This is a genomic window from Pseudomonas moorei, from assembly GCF_008801475.1.
GTDB classification, from domain to species: domain Bacteria; phylum Pseudomonadota; class Gammaproteobacteria; order Pseudomonadales; family Pseudomonadaceae; genus Aquipseudomonas; species Aquipseudomonas moorei.
On the sequence record NZ_VZPP01000019.1, the window covers coordinates 54153 to 72105 of the forward strand.

General features: G+C 59.6%; 17 protein-coding genes and 2 pseudogenes. 13 read left to right on the top strand and 6 right to left on the bottom strand.

Going from position 1 to position 17953, the window contains the following annotated elements; all coding sequences use genetic code 11:
- The first annotated feature begins 20 nt into the window (after positions 1 to 20).
- The 9 genes from F7R06_RS27780 to F7R06_RS27820 all read left to right on the top strand — a co-directional run bounded on the left by F7R06_RS27780 (position 21) and on the right by F7R06_RS27820 (position 7606).
- Complete coding sequence (locus F7R06_RS27780; RefSeq protein ID WP_090324485.1) at positions 21 to 368, top strand: DUF4389 domain-containing protein; 348 nt, start codon at positions 21 to 23, stop codon at positions 366 to 368.
- Complete coding sequence (gene sixA / locus F7R06_RS27785; protein WP_090324483.1) at positions 365 to 820, top strand: phosphohistidine phosphatase SixA; 456 nt, start codon at positions 365 to 367, stop codon at positions 818 to 820. Before F7R06_RS27780 ends, sixA begins: the two co-directional genes overlap by 4 nt.
- A gap of 104 nt (positions 821 to 924) precedes the next feature.
- Positions 925 to 2592, top strand: a complete 1668-nt coding sequence (locus F7R06_RS27790; RefSeq protein ID WP_090324482.1) for an AMP-binding protein — start codon at positions 925 to 927, stop codon at positions 2590 to 2592.
- Between the two features lie 32 nt (positions 2593 to 2624).
- Positions 2625 to 3068, top strand: a complete 444-nt coding sequence (locus F7R06_RS27795; protein ID WP_090324480.1) for a hotdog fold thioesterase — start codon at positions 2625 to 2627, stop codon at positions 3066 to 3068.
- Between the two features lie 233 nt (positions 3069 to 3301).
- A complete protein-coding gene (locus F7R06_RS27800) occupies positions 3302 to 4108 on the top strand; it encodes an alpha/beta fold hydrolase (RefSeq protein WP_090324478.1) in 807 nt (268 codons plus the stop codon).
- Entirely contained in the window at positions 4105 to 4959 is an 855-nt protein-coding gene (locus F7R06_RS27805; RefSeq protein WP_090324477.1) for an alpha/beta hydrolase, read from the top strand. Before F7R06_RS27800 ends, F7R06_RS27805 begins: the two co-directional genes overlap by 4 nt.
- Before the next feature lie 50 nt (positions 4960 to 5009).
- Positions 5010 to 5669, top strand: a complete 660-nt coding sequence (locus F7R06_RS27810; protein ID WP_090324475.1) for a glutathione S-transferase family protein — start codon at positions 5010 to 5012, stop codon at positions 5667 to 5669.
- Positions 5670 to 5677: 8 nt separating this feature from the next.
- Complete coding sequence (locus F7R06_RS27815; RefSeq protein WP_090324473.1) at positions 5678 to 6484, top strand: DUF4892 domain-containing protein; 807 nt, start codon at positions 5678 to 5680, stop codon at positions 6482 to 6484.
- 69 nt (positions 6485 to 6553) lie between these two features.
- The gene (locus F7R06_RS27820) at positions 6554 to 7606 is read left to right on the top strand and encodes an AI-2E family transporter (protein ID WP_090324472.1); all 1053 of its coding nucleotides are present in this window, start codon (positions 6554 to 6556) and stop codon (positions 7604 to 7606) included.
- A 132-nt stretch (positions 7607 to 7738) separates the two neighbouring features.
- Here the strand turns inward: F7R06_RS27820 and F7R06_RS27825 are convergent, their stop codons facing one another.
- Positions 7739 to 9070: a putative porin gene (locus tag F7R06_RS27825; RefSeq protein WP_090324470.1), complete on the bottom strand. Its 1332-nt coding sequence runs from the start codon at positions 9068 to 9070 to the stop codon at positions 7739 to 7741.
- 283 nt (positions 9071 to 9353) lie between these two features.
- On the opposite strand from F7R06_RS27825, the gene F7R06_RS27830 reads away from it, so the two are divergent.
- On the top strand, positions 9354 to 10478 hold the full coding sequence (locus tag F7R06_RS27830) for a GNAT family N-acetyltransferase (protein WP_090327514.1): 1125 nt from the start codon (positions 9354 to 9356) through the stop codon (positions 10476 to 10478).
- Between the two features lie 9 nt (positions 10479 to 10487).
- On the opposite strand, the gene F7R06_RS27835 is transcribed toward F7R06_RS27830, so the two are convergent.
- The 4 genes and pseudogenes from F7R06_RS27835 to F7R06_RS27850 form a co-directional block, all read right to left on the bottom strand.
- A complete protein-coding gene (locus tag F7R06_RS27835) occupies positions 10488 to 12320 on the bottom strand; it encodes an ABC transporter ATP-binding protein (RefSeq protein WP_090324468.1) in 1833 nt (610 codons plus the stop codon).
- Positions 12321 to 12413: 93 nt separating this feature from the next.
- The gene (locus tag F7R06_RS27840; protein ID WP_090324466.1) at positions 12414 to 12971 is read right to left on the bottom strand and encodes a peptidylprolyl isomerase; all 558 of its coding nucleotides are present in this window, start codon (positions 12969 to 12971) and stop codon (positions 12414 to 12416) included.
- A 3-nt stretch (positions 12972 to 12974) separates the two neighbouring features.
- Positions 12975 to 13780: pseudogene (locus F7R06_RS27845) on the bottom strand (alpha/beta fold hydrolase).
- 14 nt (positions 13781 to 13794) lie between these two features.
- Positions 13795 to 14718, bottom strand: coding sequence for a PA3225 family LysR-type transcriptional regulator (locus tag F7R06_RS27850; RefSeq protein WP_090324462.1), 924 nt, complete (start codon positions 14716 to 14718; stop codon positions 13795 to 13797).
- Positions 14719 to 14767: 49 nt separating this feature from the next.
- On the opposite strand from F7R06_RS27850, the gene F7R06_RS27855 reads away from it, so the two are divergent.
- The 3 genes from F7R06_RS27855 to F7R06_RS27865 all read left to right on the top strand — a co-directional run bounded on the left by F7R06_RS27855 (position 14768) and on the right by F7R06_RS27865 (position 16993).
- Positions 14768 to 15082 (top strand): 3-phosphoglycerate kinase, encoded by a 315-nt coding sequence (locus F7R06_RS27855; protein WP_090324461.1) that lies wholly within the window; start codon positions 14768 to 14770, stop codon positions 15080 to 15082.
- Between the two features lie 217 nt (positions 15083 to 15299).
- On the top strand, positions 15300 to 15899 hold the full coding sequence (locus F7R06_RS27860; protein ID WP_090324459.1) for an FMN-dependent NADH-azoreductase: 600 nt from the start codon (positions 15300 to 15302) through the stop codon (positions 15897 to 15899).
- 227 nt (positions 15900 to 16126) lie between these two features.
- Positions 16127 to 16993 (top strand): carboxylate/amino acid/amine transporter, encoded by an 867-nt coding sequence (locus tag F7R06_RS27865; protein WP_090324458.1) that lies wholly within the window; start codon positions 16127 to 16129, stop codon positions 16991 to 16993.
- A gap of 41 nt (positions 16994 to 17034) precedes the next feature.
- On the opposite strand, the pseudogene F7R06_RS27870 reads toward F7R06_RS27865, so the two are convergent.
- Positions 17035 to 17571, bottom strand: a pseudogene (locus F7R06_RS27870) (mechanosensitive ion channel family protein); the annotation flags it as partial.
- Between the last annotated feature and the right edge of the window lie 382 nt (positions 17572 to 17953).

Genomic DNA, 17953 nt, shown 5'->3' on the forward strand with positions numbered 1-17953 from the left:
TAACAGGAACGGAGCGAGACATGAGCGATCAAAAAATAGAAGCCAAATACGAGTCCATCCTGCTGCGGGTACTGTGGATGATCGTGTTCTTGCTGGTCTGGCAAGTGGCGCAGTTCATCCTTGGCGCCGTGGTGCTGGTGCAGTTGATCTATCGTTTGATCTATGGCGCCCCGAGCGCCAGCCTGATGAATTTCGGCGACAGCCTGAGTCAGTTTCTGGCCCAGATCGGTCGTTTCGGCAGTTTTCACAGCGACCAGAAGCCCTGGCCGTTCGCCGACTGGCCAACGCCGCGTACGCCGGAAGGTGAAGCGCCGCACGTCGTGGCGCCAGCTCCGCATCCGGCCCGAGATGAGGAACCCAAGCTATGAAACTCTGGGTATTGCGTCATGGTGAAGCTGAACCTCACGGTTCCAACCACCATGATTCGGAGCGGGCATTGACCGCCCACGGTCGTGAAGAAGTACTGCGTAGCGCGGCGTTGTTGATCGGCCAGCCGCTCACCGCAATCTATGCCAGCCCCTACTTGCGAGCGCAGGAAACGGCTCAACTTGTACGAGACGCACTGGGTTTCGAACCGGAGATCCGTACCGTCGAATGGCTCACGCCGGAAACCGATCCGGACAAGGTGGCCGAGCAACTGGTGTCGGTGAGTAATGTCTTGCTGGTCAGTCACAACCCGCTGGTGGGGAACCTGCTGAGCTACCTGCAACATGGCGCCGGGCATCCGCCGGAGAAGGTCGGTACCGCCGGACTGGCGGAAATCAACGGCGATGAATTGCTGATCGGGTCGATGAAGCTCAAGGGCATCAAACACCCGTAACCGTTTAGCAGGAATGCGATCAAACGTTTTTCTGCGAAATAGTCAACCAAGCACTTGCTTGGTTGGCTACGCTTGCTCCAGACCAAAATAAAGGAGCGAGTCGCATGTCTGCTGCTTTTCGTTTGCCTCTGGACGTTTTCTACGAGCGCGAGGCCCGTCATCCCCGCCAGCGCTTTCTGGTCCAGCCCATGGGTGGCGGGGAGGTCGAAACGCTGACCTGGGCCGACGTCGGCCATCAGGCCCGATGCGCCGCCCACTGGCTGCGGGCGCGGGAATTGCCCCAAGGCAGTCACATCGCACTCATCTCGAAAAACTGTGCCCATTGGATCATTGCCGACCTGGCGATCTGGATGGCCGGGCATGTATCAGTGCCGCTGTACCCGAATCTGACTGCCAAGTCCGTGGCCCAGGTGCTGGAGCATTCGGAAGCGGCGCTGGCCTTCATTGGCAAACTCGACGATTGGCCGAGCATGTCCAGTGGGGTCAGCACGGATCTGCCGACCATCAGCCTGCCGCTGCATCCACCGGGTAGATTCGATTTCAGTTGGGCCGAGCTGCAACGCAGTTCCCCCATCCAGGACGACCCCAAACCCGCCGCCGATCAACTGGCGACCATCATTTACACCTCCGGCACCACCGGGCTGCCCAAAGGCGTGATGCACAGTTTCGGCAACCTGGGGTTTGCCACGACCCATGGCACCCGATTGTTCGGCCTCAACGAGTCAGACCGGCTGTTGTCCTATCTGCCGTTGTGCCATGTCGCCGAGCGGATGTTCGTCGAGCTGGCGTCGATCTATACCGGGCAGACGGTATTTTTTGCCGAAAGCCTCGACACGTTTCTGACCGATTTGCGCCGCGCCCGGCCGACCGCGCTGTTTGGCGTACCGCGGATCTGGACCAAGTTTCAGATGGGCGTCTACAGCAAGATCCCGGCAAAGCGTCTCGACTTCCTTCTTGGCCTGCCGATCATTGGCAAGCGGGTCGGGCACAAAGTCCTCGCCGGCCTGGGGCTGGACGCCTTGCGCGTGGCCCTCTCCGGCGCGGCGCCAGTGCCGCAGGCCTTGCTGTTGTGGTACCGCAAGCTCGGTCTGGATGTGCTGGAGGTCTATGGCATGACCGAGAACTGCGGTTACTCGCACATTGGCCTGCCGGGCCAGAACAAACCGGGGTGGATCGGCAAGCCCTGTCCGGAAGTCGAGGTGCGCATTGACGACTCGGGCGAGGTCCTGGTGCGTAGCGGCGCGACCATGCTCGGCTATTTCAAGGAGCCGCAGAAAACCGCCGACACCATCACCGAGGATGGCTTCCTGCGCACCGGCGACAAGGGCGAGCAAGACGCCGAAGGCAATCTGCGCCTGACCGGACGCCTGAAGGAAATCTTCAAGACCAGCAAAGGCAAGTACGTGGCCCCGGCTCCCATCGAAAATCGTTTGGCGGTGCATTCGCGGATTGAACAAGTGTGTGTGGTCGGCGATGGCCTGATTGCGCCACTGGGGCTGTGCGTGCTGTCGGCGGTCGGGCAGCAGGATGCGGATGGTGCGGCGCGCGCCGGCCTTCACTCAAGCCTGGAAAAGTTGCTGGAGGAGGTCAATGGCGCCCTCGACAAGCACGAACGCTTGCGGCGTCTGGTGGTGGTCAAGGACAGCTGGGCGGTGGAAAACGGCTTCCTCACGCCGACCCTGAAAATCAAGCGCAACGTGATAGAAGCCACTTACGGCGAGCGTTTCGCGGAATGGAGCGAGCGCAGCGAGGCGGTGCTGTGGCAGGATTGAGTCACGAACAAAACCAACAAAGGAAAGTAGCGATGAGTTTGTGGCGCACCACTCCCAACATCGAGCAGTTGAATGCCATCCAGAAAAACACCATTGGCGAAGTACTGGATATCCGCTTCGAAGCCTTTGACGACGAGTCGCTGACCGCGAGCATGGTCATCGACCATCGCACCCATCAGCCTTATGGTTTGCTGCACGGCGGCGCCTCTGTGGTGCTGGCCGAAACGGTTGGCTCCATGGCCAGTTACCTGTGTATCGACGCCAGCAAGTTCTATTGTGTGGGCCTGGAAATCAACGCCAACCATCTGCGTGGCCTGCGCAGCGGGCGGGTGACGGCGGTAGCCAAGCCGATTCACATCGGCCGCACGACCCATGTCTGGGACATTCGCCTGACCAGCGACGAGGGCAAGGCCAGTTGTGTATCGCGGTTGACCATGGCCGTGGTGCCGTTGGGGCAAAATCCACCAGCGCGTTGATCCCTGTGTTGTGGCGAGGGAGCTTGCTCCCGTTGGATCGCGAAGCGGCCCCAATCACACTTGCCCAAGGCCTCCGCACATGACGGCTGCTGTGCAGCCGAACGCGAGCAAGTTCGCTCGCCACAGGTTCATGGGTTTGGCCGGACTGTCATCATTCCTGTCAGTTACGGTCATTGCTGCGGGGCGCGGTCTTGCGGACAATCGGGCTTTGGTTTCGTTGATGGATCGTCGGTATGTCGCAGCAGATATTTTTCGCCCACGCCAACGGCTTTCCTTCGGGGACCTATGGCAAGTTGTTCGCGGCGCTGGCGCCCGAGTATCAGGTGGCGCATCTGGAGCAGCATGCTCATGACCCGCGTTTCCCGGCAGACGACAACTGGTACAACCTGGTAGACGAACTGATCCATCACCTGGAGCAGCAACCGGAACCGGTCTGGGGCGTCGGTCATTCCTTTGGCGGCGTACTGCATCTGCACGCGGCGTTGCGCTGCCCTGAACTTTATCGCGGCGTGGTGATGCTCGACTCACCGGTGCTGACCCGTACCGATCAGTGGGTGATCCGGGCCGCCAAGCGCTTTGGGTTCATCGACCGGCTGACCCCGGCCGGTCGCACCCTGGGACGGCGTGAAGAGTTCGCCGATCTGGAAAGCGCCCGTCACTATTTTGCCGGCAAGACCCTGTTTCGCGGCTTCGATCCGGACTGCCTCGACGCTTACCTGCAGCACGGTTTGTACCAGGTGGGCGACAAGCTGCGCCTGCGCTTCGACCCGGCCACGGAAATCAGCATTTACCGTGGCGTGCCCCACACCAGCCCTGGCCGACCACGGCAATTGAAAGTGCCTTTGGCGGTGGTTCGCGGGCGCAGCAGCCGGGTGGTGATGCGTCATCACGCCAGTTCGGTCGGGCGCCTGCCATTGGGCGAGTCCTTGACCATGCCCGGTGGCCACATGTTTCCTCTCGAACGTCCGCAAGACACCGCGATGTTGCTGAAAAAACTGTTCAGCCGCTGGGACGGTCGCCGCCAACAGGATTGCGCATGAGCCAGGTCGTTGAAGAAGTGCGCTTGAGCCTGCCGCACATCGAGCTGGCGGCGCACTTGTTTGGCCCGGAAGAGGGTTTGCCGGTAATTGCGCTGCATGGCTGGCTGGACAACGCCAACAGCTTCGCGCGCCTGGCGCCCAAGCTTAAGGGCTTGCGCATCATCGCGCTGGACATGGCCGGTCACGGACATTCCGGGCATCGCCCGACCGGTGCCGGTTATGCGATGTGGGACTACGCCCACGATGTGCTGCAAGTCGCCGAGCAGCTTGGATTAAAGAGGTTTGCGCTGTTGGGACACTCCATGGGGGCCATCGCGTCTTTGATCATCGCCGGATCGTTGCCGGAGCGAGTGACTCATCTGGCGCTGATTGACGGCATCATTCCACCTACGGACAAAGCCGAAAATGCGGCCGAACGCATGGGCATGGCCCTGCAAGCGCAACTGGATCTGCGGGACAAGCGCAAACCGGTTTACGCCACTCTCGATCGGGCCATCGAGGCGCGAATGAAGGGGCTGGTGGCGGTCAGTCGCGAAGCCGCCGAACTGCTGGCCCAACGGGGCCTGATGCCAGTGCCGGGGGGGTACACCTGGCGCACGGATAACCGCCTCACGCTGCCATCGCCGCTTCGTCTTACCACTGAGCAGGCCATGGCCTTCGTGGATCGAATCAGTTGCCCGGCAAAACTGGTGGTTGCTGCCGATGGCATGCTCGCCAAACATCGTGAGCTGCTGGAGCGTCTACCCTTTAGCCGGGAACAGCTGCCAGGCGGCCATCATTTGCACCTGAATGACGAGTCCGGTGCCGATCTTGTCGCAGACTGTTTCAATCGGTTCTTCGCCGTTCCTTGACTTGCGCCGGGCAACTGTCGAGGCTGGGCGGGTTGAAATGGGAGACAACCATGATAGATCTCTACACCGCTGCGACCCCGAATGGCCACAAGGTCTCTATCGTGCTCGAGGAACTCGGTTTGCCCTACACGGTGCACGCGTTGAGTTTCGATAAAAAGGAACAGAAGTCCGCGGACTTCCTGAAGATCAACCCCAATGGCCGAATCCCGGCGATTGTCGATCGTACAAACGGTGATTTCACCGTGTTCGAATCCGGCGCGATCCTGATTTACCTCGCTGAAATGACTGGAAAGCTGTTGCCCGCCGACCCGAAAGGGCGTTCGGTGGTGATGCAGTGGCTGATGTTCCAGATGGGCGGCATCGGTCCGATGCAGGGGCAGGCCAACGTGTTTTTCCGCTATTTCCCGGAAAAACTCCAGGGTGCCATCGACCGCTATCAGCATGAAACCCGCCGTCTCTATGAAGTACTTGATACGCGCCTGCAAGCCGTGGAGTTTCTCGCCGGCGAATACAGCATTGCCGACATCGCGACGTTCCCATGGGTGCGTGGCCACGAGTGGTCCGGTGTGTCGGTGGACGGTTTGTCAGCCTTGCAACGCTGGATGGCGACGATGGAAGCGCGCCCGGCGGTGCAACGCGGACTGCGTATTCCCGAACGCACCGATGACGCCAGTGTCGTCAAGGGCGCCCAGGCCATGCTGATCCGATGAGTGTATCGATGCGTTCCCTCAACCTGCTGACGCTGTGCTGTTTCAGTCCTCTGTTGTTTGCCGCCGATATTCCCGGCAGTCAGGACTTGCCGATTTTGCCGCGCATGACCGATGCGCAGATCGTCGATTATCGCCCCGCAGCCGAGCTCGAGCGGATTTATCCCTTGGGTTCGATCCGCAAAATCAGCGGTCAGTTGCGCTTCGATGGGCAGGTCAGCGCCCGCGGCAATGCCACGTCGGTGACCTATGAGTTGCCGCCGGAGCATTCGGCGACAGAAGCCTTCACCGACGCCCGCGAAGCCTTGCAGAAGCAGGGCGCCCAACTGCTGTTCTGGTGCCAGGCCCGTGATTGCGGGGAGAGCAGCCTGTGGGCCAATGAAGTGTTCGGCAACGCCAAACTCTATGGCTCCGATAACGAGCAGGCGTATTTGCTGTTGCGGCTGGCGGCACCGAAGAACGATACGCTGGTGGCGCTTTACAGCATCACGCGTGGCAATCGCAAAGCTTACCTGCACGTCGAGCAGTTTGACGCCGCGGCGGCGCTGGGTGATTTGCTGCCGACCTCCGCAACCCTGTTGCGTGAGCTCAAAAGCACTGGCGAACTCGATTTCCCCAAGCTGACCGACGCACCTGACGAGACCTGGCTGCGCTTGATCTCCCGTGGCCTGAATCTGGACACGACCCTGCGGATCAGTCTTTCCGGGCCGAAAGCCGAAGCCTGGCGTCAGGCGTTGATCGAGCAGGGCGTACGGGCGGCTCGGATGGAAGCCGGCCACGTCGAAGGCTCTGGCCTGCATATTGAACTGCTGCGTTAAGCTTGATCGGGTGAACGCGTTCGGCGCGTTCGCCTACTCTTTTGCGAACTGACTTTTCTTGAGATTTCGATGATCAATAACGACCGGCTGTTGGTGCAGATCCTGCTCCTGGTGCTGTTTGGCGCAAGTTTCTGGGTGATGGCGCCGTTTTGGTCGGCGTTGTTCTGGGGCGCGGTGCTGGCATTTGCCAGTTGGCCACTGATGCGTTTGCTGACGCGCTGGCTCAATGGCCGCGAGTCCCTGGCGGCAGCCATATTGACTGTCGGCTGGATGTTGCTGGTGGCGGTGCCATTGGTGTGGCTGGGGTTCAACCTGGCGGACCACGTGCGTGATGCCGTGGCATTCATCAAGGACGTGCAGGTCGATGGCTTGCCTGAAGCCCCCGTCTGGCTCGGCAGTGTTCCCTTGGTGGGCATGCGACTGGTCGGAATCTGGAACAGTGTCGATCAGCAGGGGGCGGCGATGATGGTGTCGCTAAAACCCTACTTCGGTCAGGTCGGCAACTGGTTGTTGGCACGTAGCGCACAGATCGGCAGCGGCATTCTCGAACTGACCCTGAGCATTGTCTTCGTATTCTTTTTCTATCGGGACGGGCCGCGATTGGCAGCGTTTGTCCATGGCTTGCTCGAACGCCTGATCGGCAAACGGGCCGGGTACTACATCGAACTGGTGGCGGGCACGGTGCAGCGGGTGGTGAACGGGGTGATCGGCACCGCGGCTGCCCAGGCGGTTCTGGCGCTGATCGGGTTCCTGATTGCCGGCATACCGGGGGCCCTGGTGCTCGGGATCGTCACTTTCCTGCTCAGCCTGATTCCCATGGGACCGCCGCTGGTGTGGATTCCGGCCACTGCCTGGCTGGCCTGGAAAGGTGAGTACGGGATGGCGGTGTTCCTCGGGATCTGGGGCACATTCATCATCAGCGGCGTGGACAACGTGCTCAAGCCGTATCTGATCAGCCGAGGCGGTAATCTGCCGTTGGTGATCGTGTTGCTGGGCGTGTTTGGAGGGTTGATTGCCTTCGGCTTCATCGGCCTGTTCATTGGCCCGACGTTGCTCGCGGTGGCGTACAGCTTGCTGACCGACTGGAGCAAAAGCCATTCGCGGGTCGATGATCGTCGCTGAATTCGAGAGGGATCGCGGGGATAGAGAACACAGACTCGCGTTGGTCCATCGGACGGATGATGGGGACCGACAAACCAACGCCAGGCTGTAAAAGCGGCTCGGGCTTCCTTGCCTGAGTCGTAAGGCGGGGAATCAGAACTTGGCTTCGGCATCCAGTTGCAGGGTGTTGATGTCCGAATCTTTCTTGTTGATGCTTGCGTTGGTGTAGTCGGAGTTCGCCATGAAGTAAGTAGCACCGAGGGTGAAGTTCTTGTCCAACTCGTAGCTTACTTTCAACTTGCTGCCGCGCGAGCCGGTGTAACCGTTGGCGAAGTCGGAGTCGGTGAAGGCGCCGACCACAGCGTTTTGCTGTACATCGCGGTAGTTGTAGTCGATAGCGAAGCCGTAGACCTTGGTCTTGACGCCGGCCAGCCAGCCAGTGTCCTGGTTGTTGCTGGCTTCGCTGTTGTTCACGTATTGGCCGTAAATCGACAGCGGCAGCGGCAGACCGCTCACGTCCAGCTGACCAAAGCCTTCGTACAGTTTGAATTCTTCGCCCGGGGTGTTGCCGTTGACGGCCAGTGCGCACGGTGCGGTGACTGTGCCACTGCCAGGGCAGGCACTGCTGTCAGCGTTGTCGTAGGCGTAGATACTGCCGCCCAGGGTCATTTTCAGATTATCGGTCAGTGCGAAGCGACCACCCAACTGGCCAGCGTACAGACGCAGGTCATGTTTGAACTGCACGCCCTCGCCGTCGACGTTGTCCTTGAGGGTGTAGTGACCGGCGCTGCCGAACAATTCGGTGCTGCCGCTCAGCGGGTATTTGTAAGTGACTGCCAGACCTTCCGGGTTGATATCGCTATCCCAGATGATGTCGCCCATGCTCACCCATGGCTGAGACATCTTGCCGCCGATCAGGTGCAGGTTCTTGATGGCATCCGGGTGGTAGTCGACGTAACCCTGATCCAGCCAGATCGCCTTCTTGTCGAAGTAGTTGTTCAGGTCCTGGTTGGTGGAACGCGCGTCATCGTTGCTGCCGGTGGCAATACGAATGCCGGTATCGACTTGCGGGTTGATTTCGCTGTAGGCACCCAGGCGGGCACGAATGCGCTGACGGTTCTGGTCCTTGCTGTTGGGTACGCCGTCGTTTTGAACGGTTTCCTGACGGAAGCGCACGTCTCCCTTGAACTGGGTCTTGGCAGCCCACGCCAGTTTCTGGTCGAAGGTACTCAGCTCGTTGGTTTTCTTGGCAGTCGCCGCGATTTGTTCGTTGGTTTCCTGTTGGGCCTGGCGGGCGATCTGCTGATCCTTCTGATCCTTGGCCAGCTCGGCTTGCAGTTCGCTGTATTGCGCGTTGGTAATCGAACCGTTGGCCTTGAGCATGTCGAGCAGTTTGGCGTCAACTGCGGCGCTGGCAGGAACACTCATGGCCAGCAGCAAGCCACCGCACAGGGCTGCCGCAGTTTTCGTGGAAGCAAGACGCATATCAATCTCCGAAGATGAGAGTGGATGACTTAGCCATCCAGGGCACAACCGACCATTGATGGACGGAAAACAGTGGCCGGGCTATAACCCGACGCTCTAAAAACAGGCGCCAGTATCGCGACGGTTTATTACAGGGCGGTGGCAATGTGATGGCGTGTCGATGACGATGCAGAGTCGTCGCGAACTATTGAGTTAGAGCGCTGTCGTCGATTTGATCGTGTGCAAAAGATGGCGATAAGCGATACTCGCGAGGCTTTCACGCCATGAACGAGTGAGGATGGTGATGCCGTTGCAACGCCTGCAAAGTCTGTCCGAAATCGCCCCGCAAACGTGGGACGCCCTGGTGCCCGAGACTCAGCCGTTTCTGAGTCACGCATTCCTGAGCGCGCTGGAAGACAGTGGCAGTGTCGGCCCGCATACCGGCTGGCAACCCGAACATTTGCTGCATGTCGAAGGCGATCGACTGATCGCCGCATTACCCGGTTACCGCAAATGGCATTCCTACGGCGAGTACGTGTTCGACCATGCCTGGGCCGATGCCTGTGAGCGTGCCGGCATCGATTACTACCCCAAATTCTTGAGCGCCGTACCGTTCAGCCCGGTCAGCGGGCCACGCCTGCTGGCGTCCAGCGTCGAGGACGGGTTCGAACTGCTGAAGAGCCTGCCGGGTTATCTGGAGATCGAAGGGCTCTCCAGCGCTCACATCAACTTCACCGATCCGTTCACTGACGCGGCACTGGCCGAACAGCCCGGCTGGTTGCAACGCATCGGCTGTCAGTACCACTGGCAGAACCGTGGTTATCGGGATTTCCAGGACTTTCTCGATGCCCTGAGTTCGCGCAAGCGCAAGCAGATGCGCAAGGAGCGTGAACAAGTGGCGGGGCAGGGCTTTGAGTTCGAATGGCTCGAAGGACGGCAACTGAGCGAAGCACAGTGGGATTTTGTCTATGCCTGCTACGCCAATACGTACGCGGTACGCCGGCAAAGACCCTATCTGACCCGGGAATTTTTCAGTCTGCTGGCCGAGCGGATGCCGCAATCGATCCGCGTGGTGCTGGCCAGGCAGGCCTCACGACCAGTCGCCATGGCGTTCAGCCTGGTGGGGGGCGACAGTTTCTACGGGCGTTATTGGGGCTGTCTGGCGGAGTTCGATCGGCTGCATTTCGAGACCTGTTTCTACCAGGGCATGGACTATGCGATTGCCAACGGTTTTCAACGCTTCGATGCCGGCGCTCAGGGCGAGCACAAGTTGATTCGCGGGTTTGAACCGGTGATTACCCATTCCTGGCATTACTTGCGCCATCCCGGGTTGAAAGCCGCGGTCAAAGACTTTCTGCACCAGGAGCGGCTGGGTGTGCTGGCGTATGCCGAAGAGGCGCGGACGGCCTTGCCCTATCGGCAGGAGTGATTTGAAGATTCAATCGATTCCGACAAACCCACCCGTCTGATGCTGCCACAGCCGCGCATACAAACCGCCCAGCGCCAACAGTTCAGCATGGCTGCCGGTTTCGGCAATCTTGCCATTCTCCAGCACCACCAACCGGTCCATGCGCGCGATGGTCGAGAGCCGGTGGGCGATGGCGATCACGGTTTTGCCCTGCATCAGGGTTTCCAGGCTTTCCTGGATCGCGGCTTCGACTTCCGAGTCCAGGGCTGAAGTGGCCTCGTCCATGATCAGGATTGGCGCGTCCTTGAGCAGCACGCGGGCGATGGCGATCCGCTGGCGCTGACCGCCGGAGAGTTTCACCCCGCGCTCGCCGACATGGGCATCGAAACCGGTGCGACCCTCGGCGTCCGACAGGGTCGGAATGAAGCCATCGGCCCGCGCCTTGTGTACCGCCTCCCAGAGTTCGGCGTCGGTCGCATCGGGTTTGCCGTAAAGCAGGTTCTCGCGGATCGAGCGATGCAGCAGGGATGTGTCCTGGGTGATCATGCCGATGCGCTCGCGCAGGCTTTCCTGGCTGACGTCGGCGATGTTCTGACCGTCGATCAGAATCCTTCCGCCTTCTACATCGTAGAGGCGCAACAGCAGGTTGACCAAGGTCGATTTACCGGCACCGGACGGGCCTATCAGGCCGATTTTTTCGCCGGGTTTGATGCTCAGGTTAAGGCCGCCGATGATTCCGCTCTGCTTGCCGTAGTGGAAGTCGACGTTCTCGAACCGCACCTCGCCACGGGCCACGGTCAAGGGTTTGGCCTGATCGCGGTCAGTCACCGAGACGGGTTGCGAAATACTCTGCAAGCCGTCCTGAACCATGCCGATGTTTTCGAAGATGCCGGTGACCACCCACATGATCCAGCCGGACATGTTGACGATGCGGATCACCAGTCCCGTGGCCAGGGCGATGGCGCCCACGGTGATCAGCGATTGCGTCCACAGCCACAGCGCCAGGCCGGTGGTGCTGACGATCAGCAAGCCGTTCATGCTGGTGATGACCACGTCCATGCTGGTCACGACGCGTCCCGCCAGCTGGGCTTTTTCAGTCTGTTCCTTGATCGCCTCGCGGGCGTATTGCTGCTCGAAATGGGTGTGGGCGAACAGCTTCAGGGTGGTGATGTTGGTGTAGCCGTCGACGATGCGCCCCATGAGTTTGGAGCGCGCATCGGAGGACACGACCGAACGTTCCTTGACCCGTGGCACAAAGTAGTAGAGGGCGCTTATGAAGGCGACGATCCAGGACAGCAGCGGGATCATCAGGCGCCAGTCGGCCTCGGCGAACAGCACCAGGGAACTGATGGCGTAGATCAACACGTGCCACAACGCATCCACCGCCTGCACGGCTGAATCGCGCAGGGAGTTGCCGGTCTGCATGATGCGTTGGGCGATGCGCCCGGCGAAGTCGTTCTGGAAGAAATTCAGGCTCTGTTTGAGCACGTAACTGTGGTTTTGCCAGCGGATCAGGCTGGTCATGCTGGGGCTCAGGGTCTGGTGCACCAGCAGGTCATGCAGGCCGACGAACACCGGGCGCAGGACCAGCGCCACCACGACCATCCAGGTCAGTTGGAGGCCGTGTTCCTTGAAAAAATTGACGTTCGGGGTGCCTTGGGCCAGGTCGATGATGCGGCTCAGGTAGCTGAACAGCGCGACTTCGATCAGCGCGCCAACCAGGCCCACGATCAGCAGTGCGGCGAAGCTCGGCCAGACTTGCTTGAGGTAATAGGTATAGAACGGCAGAACCCGATCTGGCGGAGCGGGCGTCGGGGCGTCGCGGAACACATCGATCAGTTTTTCAAAACGGCGATAAAGCATCGGTTCTTCACCCGCGAACGGGGTCTCCTTTAAACGGTATGAGCGTTACCGGCATCGCCGGCAACGGCTCGGACATCCTTGTCCAGCTTAGTCTCAGTCGATGCGCTTGGCCGACTTGATGAACACCGGATCGGCCGGTACATCCTTCATGCCGCTGCGGACGGTGGTTGGCGAGTTGACGATGATGTCCACCACGTCCATGCCTTTGACCACTTTGCCGAACACCGCATAACCATCGCCCTGGTCGAGGAAGTCGTTGTCCTTGACGTTGATGAAGAACTGGCTGGTGGCCGAATCCGGCACCGAGGTGCGGGCCATGGACAGGGTGCCACGCACGTTATGCAAGCCGTTTTTCGATTCGTTCTTGATCGGTGCCTTGGTGTCTTTTTGCTGCATTTGTTGAGTGAAACCGCCGCCCTGGACCATGAAACCCGGAATCACACGGTGGAAAATCGTGTTGTTGTAGAAACCGCTGTCGACGTAGTCCAGGAAGTTCTTGGTACTGATCGGGGCCTTGACCGGGTCCAGTTCGATCTCGATCTGGCCGTTGGTGGTTTCCAGCAGAACATGGGGCGCCTTGGCGGGCGTTGCCGCCATCAGGTTGGCGGCAAACAGAACGGAGCCAGCGACGAGGGCGATTTTTTTCAGCATGGGTCAGTGATCCTGAGGGTGGTGGTATCGACGGCGGCAAGAAACTCGAGCAGCGTCTGGTTGAAAAGTTCGGGCTGGTCCAGCGGGGTGGCGTGACGCGAATCGGCGATCACCACCAGCCGCGCATCGGGCAGCAGTTTTACGTAGTTTTCCTTCAGCGAAACCGGTGTGTAGTCATGGTCGGCGCTGACGATGAGGGTTGGACAGGATACCTTCGACAGTCGTTCCTGAACGCCCCATCCCACGATGGCATTGAAGCTGGCGAGATAAGCATGTTTGTCGTTCCTTGCCCAGCGTTCGGCCATTTTTTCTCGCAGATCCGCCTGTCCGGGCTTGGGGAACAGTTTGCTGCCCAAGGCCTTGCCGATTGTCCCGAGACTGAGGATGTGCATCAGGCTCCAGCGTTTAAACCACTGCCAATAATCGTCGCGGCTGCGCAGTTTGACCTCGGGCGCGCTGTTGACGATGCACAGGCTTTTGAGCAATTGCGGCTGATCCACAGCCAATTGAAAGCCGATCATGCCCCCCATCGAAAGCCCCACATAGTGAGTCGGGCCGAGATTCAGGTGCTCGATCAACGCGATCAGGTCGGCGCTGAACCCGGCGATGCTGTAGCGCTCGCGGGGTTTATCCGAGCGACCGTGGCCGCGAACGTCCGGGACGATGACCCGGTAACGGGCAGCCAGCGCGGGGATCTGTTTTTCCCAGTCCAGGGTACTCGAACCCAGGCCGTGGACCAGCAGCAACGGCGTACCGTGGCCATATTCCTCATAGTGCAAGTTGCAACCATCGTGTTCGAAATAGGCCATGCATACACTCCGTGTCAGGCTTGTTCAGGCGCGGCGAAGGGGGCGTCCAGTGGTGCGGTATCGAAGGTGCGCAACAGTTCGATGAGAATCTGCGTCGCCGGGCCCAGGGGTTTGTCCTTGTTCGAATACAGGAAGAAGCTCGGGCTTCGGCTGCCGCCCTGATCCAAAGGTAGCAGCTTGAGCGTACCTTCCCTGAGTTCACGTTCGATCGTATGTCTGGGCAGCCAGGCGAAGCCCAGGCCACTGCTGACAAACGTGGCGGCGGTGGCCAGGCTGCCGACGGTCCAGCGCTGTTCGGCACCGAGCCAGCCGACGTCCCGGGGCTGTTGCCGACCGGAGTCGCGGATCACCACTTGCATATGGCTTTCCAGATCCTGGAAATTCAGCTCGCGATTGAGGCGATGCAGCGGGTGTTCGGGGTGGGCCACCGCGACGAATTCGACGTCGCTCAATTCCGTCCCCAAATAACCGGGAATGCTGAACCCGGTAATGGCCAGGTCGGCCACGCCTTCCAGCAGGACCTCCTCCACCCCCGACAACACTTCCTCGCGCAAGCGCACACGGCACCCGCGGCTTTGCGGCATGAAAGCGGTCAAGGCGCGGACCAGGCGGGCGCTCGGATACGCTGCGTCGACCACCAGCCGCACCTCGGCTTCCCAGCCTTGCTCCATGTGATGGGCCAGGTCTTCCAGTTGGCTGGCTTGTTTCACCAGTTGCCGGGAGCGGCGCAGCAGCACGCCACCGGCCTCGGTCAACACCGCCTTGCGGCCGTCGATGCGCAGCAGTGGCACGCCGAGCTGGTCCTGCATGCGCGCCACGGTATAGCTGACCGACGACTGCGAGCGATGCAGCGCCTCGGCGGCCTGGGCGAAGCCACCGTGATCGACGACGGCTTGCAGCGTTCGCCATTGATCAAGGGTCACGCGGGGCGCTTTCATGATGAGCTCCTCTTGTCCTAAGCTGGCAGCCCTTATTGGAGACTGCTGAATGAAAAAATTCTGTTGTGTGGTGTTGGCGATGCTGCCGCTGACTGCGTTTGCCTATCAGATCGATGTCGAAAAGCAGCTCAATGGCTTGAGCATCGACTACAACACGTATGACACCGATAGCGATATCGCCACCATTCAGGTGAACAACTACGGCAGCACCGATGCGACCTGTAAGGTGGTTTTCTACAACGGCCCGGAAGCGCCGCGCACCCGTAATATCGAAGTGGCCGCTGGCAAACACAAAACCGCGACGGCCAAATTCAGCCGTTCCATCATCAAGATGCGTATCAAACTCACCTGCACCCCGAAATGACTGCACGAGCAAGCTTGCTCACGATAGCGTTGGGGGCAGTCGACAGCCCTTTTTTACTCGTCGCTATCGCGAGCAAGCCTGCCTCTACAACGCATGGTCCGCTTATAAACGAATTTATCGATAGCTTATAGCAATTATTTGCGCTTTTTCATCGATATGACACTGTTTAACCTTCACTCCATCGACTTACAGCATTCTCAGATGGAGGCTACATCCCATGTCCCGCGTTCTGATCATCGAAAGCAGCGCACGTCAGCAAGACTCGGTTTCCCGTCAACTGACCCAAACCTTCATCAGCCAGTGGAAAGCCGCTCACCCGAAGGACGAAATCACCGTTCGTGACCTGGCTGTCAACCCGGTGCCGCATCTGGACATCAACCTGCTGGGCGGCTGGATGAAACCCGCCGAACAGCGCAGCGACATCGAACAGGTTTCCCTGGAGCGCTCCAACCAGTTGACCGACGAACTGCTGGCCGCCGATGTCCTGGTGATGGCCGCGCCGATGTACAACTTCGCCATCCCGAGCACCCTCAAGGCCTGGCTTGACCACGTGCTGCGTGCCGGCGTGACGTTCAAGTACACCGAAACCGGTCCTCAAGGTTTGCTCAACGGCAAGCGCGCTTACGTGTTGACCGCTCGTGGCGGGATCTACGCTGGCAGCGCTGCGGATCATCAGGAACCCTACCTGCGTCAGGTCATGGGCTTCATCGGCATCCATGACGTCACGTTCATTCACGCCGAAGGCATGAACCTGGGCGGTGACTTTCAGGAGAAAGGCCTCAACCAGGCGAACGCCAGGCTTGCTCAAGTGGCCTGACCCGTTAATCGCCAGATAATCACTGGATGGTCTAGTGTCCTGGCGCAACCCTTCAAGCCTGTACGCGCATCGAACCTCCCTTTGCACTTGTTGCTCCTGAGTGCTGTAGCCCGATTGAACGCTTTAGCGAGATCGGGCTTTTTTTTGCCTGGAATTTTGTATCGTTTGAGTGTTCGCGATCACCGGCAAAACCCGCTATCTTCGCCGCCATTCGAAACGAGGCGAGCATGGGCTATCTACTTTTTGTCACGCTGATCCAGGCGTTTTCCTTCAGTTTGATCGGCGAGTACCTGGCCGGTCATGTCGACAGTTACTTCGCAGTACTGGTGCGCGTGCTCCTGGCGGGACTGGTGTTTATTCCGCTGACGCGCTGGCGCTCAGTAGAGCCGGCGTTCATGCGCGGCATGTTGCTGATTGGTGCGCTGCAGTTTGGCGTGACCTACGTTTGCCTGTATCTGAGCTTCCGTGTGCTGACGGTGCCTGAAGTGCTGCTGTTCACGGTCCTTACGCCGCTGCATGTGACCCTGATCGAAGATGCGCTGAACCGCCGATTCAACCCATGGGCGTTGGTGGCTGCACTGGTGGCGGTGGCCGGGGCCGCGGTGATTCGCTACGACCGGATCAGCCCGGACTTCTTCATGGGGTTCCTCCTGCTGCAACTGGCCAACTTCACCTTTGCCGCCGGGCAGGTGCTTTACAGGCACCTGGTGGCACGCCACCCCAGCGATCTGCCGCATTACCGGCGCTTCGGTTACTTCTACCTGGGTGCACTGGCGGTGGTGTTGCCGGCGTTTCTGCTGTTCGGCAAACAGAACTTCTGGCCGCAAGCGCCGCTGCAATGGGGCGTGCTGGTATTCCTCGGACTGGTTTCCACCGCACTGGGCCTGTATTGGTGGAACAAGGGCGCCTGCCTGGTGAACGGCGGGACGCTGGCGGTGATGAACAACCTGCATGTGCCCGTGGGGCTGCTGCTCAATCTGCTGATCTGGAATCAGCATGAGGACCTGGGGCGGTTGTTGCTGGGTGGGTCGGTGATTCTGATGGCGGTGTGGATCAGTCGGCTGGGCATGCGCAAACCTTTGACCGTCCACTAAACCTTGTGGGAGCGAGTTCGCTCCCACCGTTTTTTGTGGTGTCACATCACGTGTTTTTCCGCCTCGGGAATGTGGCTAGTGCCCAACACGGCCGGCAGCAACCCGGCGCGTAAATCCGTCCCGCTCGGTTGTTGATACAGATTCAGTCCGAACTCCGGCAACACCGCCAGCAGGTAGTCGAAAATATCCCCCTGAATCCGCTCGTAATCGGCCCAGGCCGTGGTGCGGGTGAAGCAATAGATTTCCAGTGGAATCCCCTGAGCGGTGGTCTGCATCTGGCGCACCATGCAGGTCATGTTCGGCTGGATCTCCGGGTGGCTCTTCAGGTACGCCAGGGCATAGGCTCGAAAGGTCCCGATGTTGGTCATCCGGCGACGGTTGGCCGACATCGCCGCGACATTGCCCTGGGCTTCGTTCCAGGCCTTGAGCTCGGCCTTCTTGCGACTCATGTAGTCGGTCAGCAGATGCACCTGGGACAGTTTCAGTTCTTCGTCATCGCGGATGAAGCGCACGCCACTGGCATCGATAAACAAGCTGCGCTTGATCCGTCGGCCACCCGACTGCTGCATGCCGCGCCATTATCACCGCAGCATAATCTATACTAATTACCCTTCTCGCTAATCCTTACCTACCAAAAAACCGGACGAGGGGCTGATTTTTGCCCCAAGCTCGTCTACCAAGATTTGCCAGATCACCTACTCTGAACGTGTATCTCCTCTTACTAGCTACTACATACTATGTAGGTGCTTTATGGCCTTTGCCCTCAGAATTAATACTCGTTACGTAAATGACGACACTGGACGCGAGGTGGAGCTACCAGGTTTGCTCACACATGTCGGCGCTGATTGAAAACTGACCCACCCTGCCGATTGAAAATTGACCCAGGGCGGATTGCTGATTTTTGCATCAGCAATTGTGGATAAGCTTAGCAGTCGTGTCCCGGTGGAAGAGGCATTAAAG

Bases quoted from the DNA above. Each gene is read 5' to 3' on its own strand.
- sixA (WP_090324483.1), top strand. From the start codon at position 365: ATGAAACTCTGGGTATTGCGTCATGGTGAAGCTGAACCTCACGGTTCC.
- F7R06_RS27840 (WP_090324466.1), bottom strand. From the start codon at position 12,971: ATGCTGAAAAAAATCGCCCTCGTCGCTGGCTCCGTTCTGTTTGCCGCC.
- F7R06_RS27830 (WP_090327514.1), top strand. From the start codon at position 9,354: ATGCCGTTGCAACGCCTGCAAAGTCTGTCCGAAATCGCCCCGCAAACG.
- F7R06_RS27860 (WP_090324459.1), top strand. From the start codon at position 15,300: ATGTCCCGCGTTCTGATCATCGAAAGCAGCGCACGTCAGCAAGACTCG.
- F7R06_RS27825 (WP_090324470.1), bottom strand. From the start codon at position 9,070: ATGCGTCTTGCTTCCACGAAAACTGCGGCAGCCCTGTGCGGTGGCTTG.
- F7R06_RS27865 (WP_090324458.1), top strand. From the start codon at position 16,127: ATGGGCTATCTACTTTTTGTCACGCTGATCCAGGCGTTTTCCTTCAGT.
- F7R06_RS27850 (WP_090324462.1), bottom strand. From the start codon at position 14,718: ATGAAAGCGCCCCGCGTGACCCTTGATCAATGGCGAACGCTGCAAGCC.
- F7R06_RS27795 (WP_090324480.1), top strand. From the start codon at position 2,625: ATGAGTTTGTGGCGCACCACTCCCAACATCGAGCAGTTGAATGCCATC.
- F7R06_RS27815 (WP_090324473.1), top strand. From the start codon at position 5,678: ATGCGTTCCCTCAACCTGCTGACGCTGTGCTGTTTCAGTCCTCTGTTG.
- F7R06_RS27810 (WP_090324475.1), top strand. From the start codon at position 5,010: ATGATAGATCTCTACACCGCTGCGACCCCGAATGGCCACAAGGTCTCT.
- F7R06_RS27820 (WP_090324472.1), top strand. From the start codon at position 6,554: ATGATCAATAACGACCGGCTGTTGGTGCAGATCCTGCTCCTGGTGCTG.
- F7R06_RS27855 (WP_090324461.1), top strand. From the start codon at position 14,768: ATGAAAAAATTCTGTTGTGTGGTGTTGGCGATGCTGCCGCTGACTGCG.
- F7R06_RS27780 (WP_090324485.1), top strand. From the start codon at position 21: ATGAGCGATCAAAAAATAGAAGCCAAATACGAGTCCATCCTGCTGCGG.
- F7R06_RS27800 (WP_090324478.1), top strand. From the start codon at position 3,302: ATGTCGCAGCAGATATTTTTCGCCCACGCCAACGGCTTTCCTTCGGGG.
- F7R06_RS27805 (WP_090324477.1), top strand. From the start codon at position 4,105: ATGAGCCAGGTCGTTGAAGAAGTGCGCTTGAGCCTGCCGCACATCGAG.
- F7R06_RS27790 (WP_090324482.1), top strand. From the start codon at position 925: ATGTCTGCTGCTTTTCGTTTGCCTCTGGACGTTTTCTACGAGCGCGAG.
- F7R06_RS27835 (WP_090324468.1), bottom strand. From the start codon at position 12,320: ATGCTTTATCGCCGTTTTGAAAAACTGATCGATGTGTTCCGCGACGCC.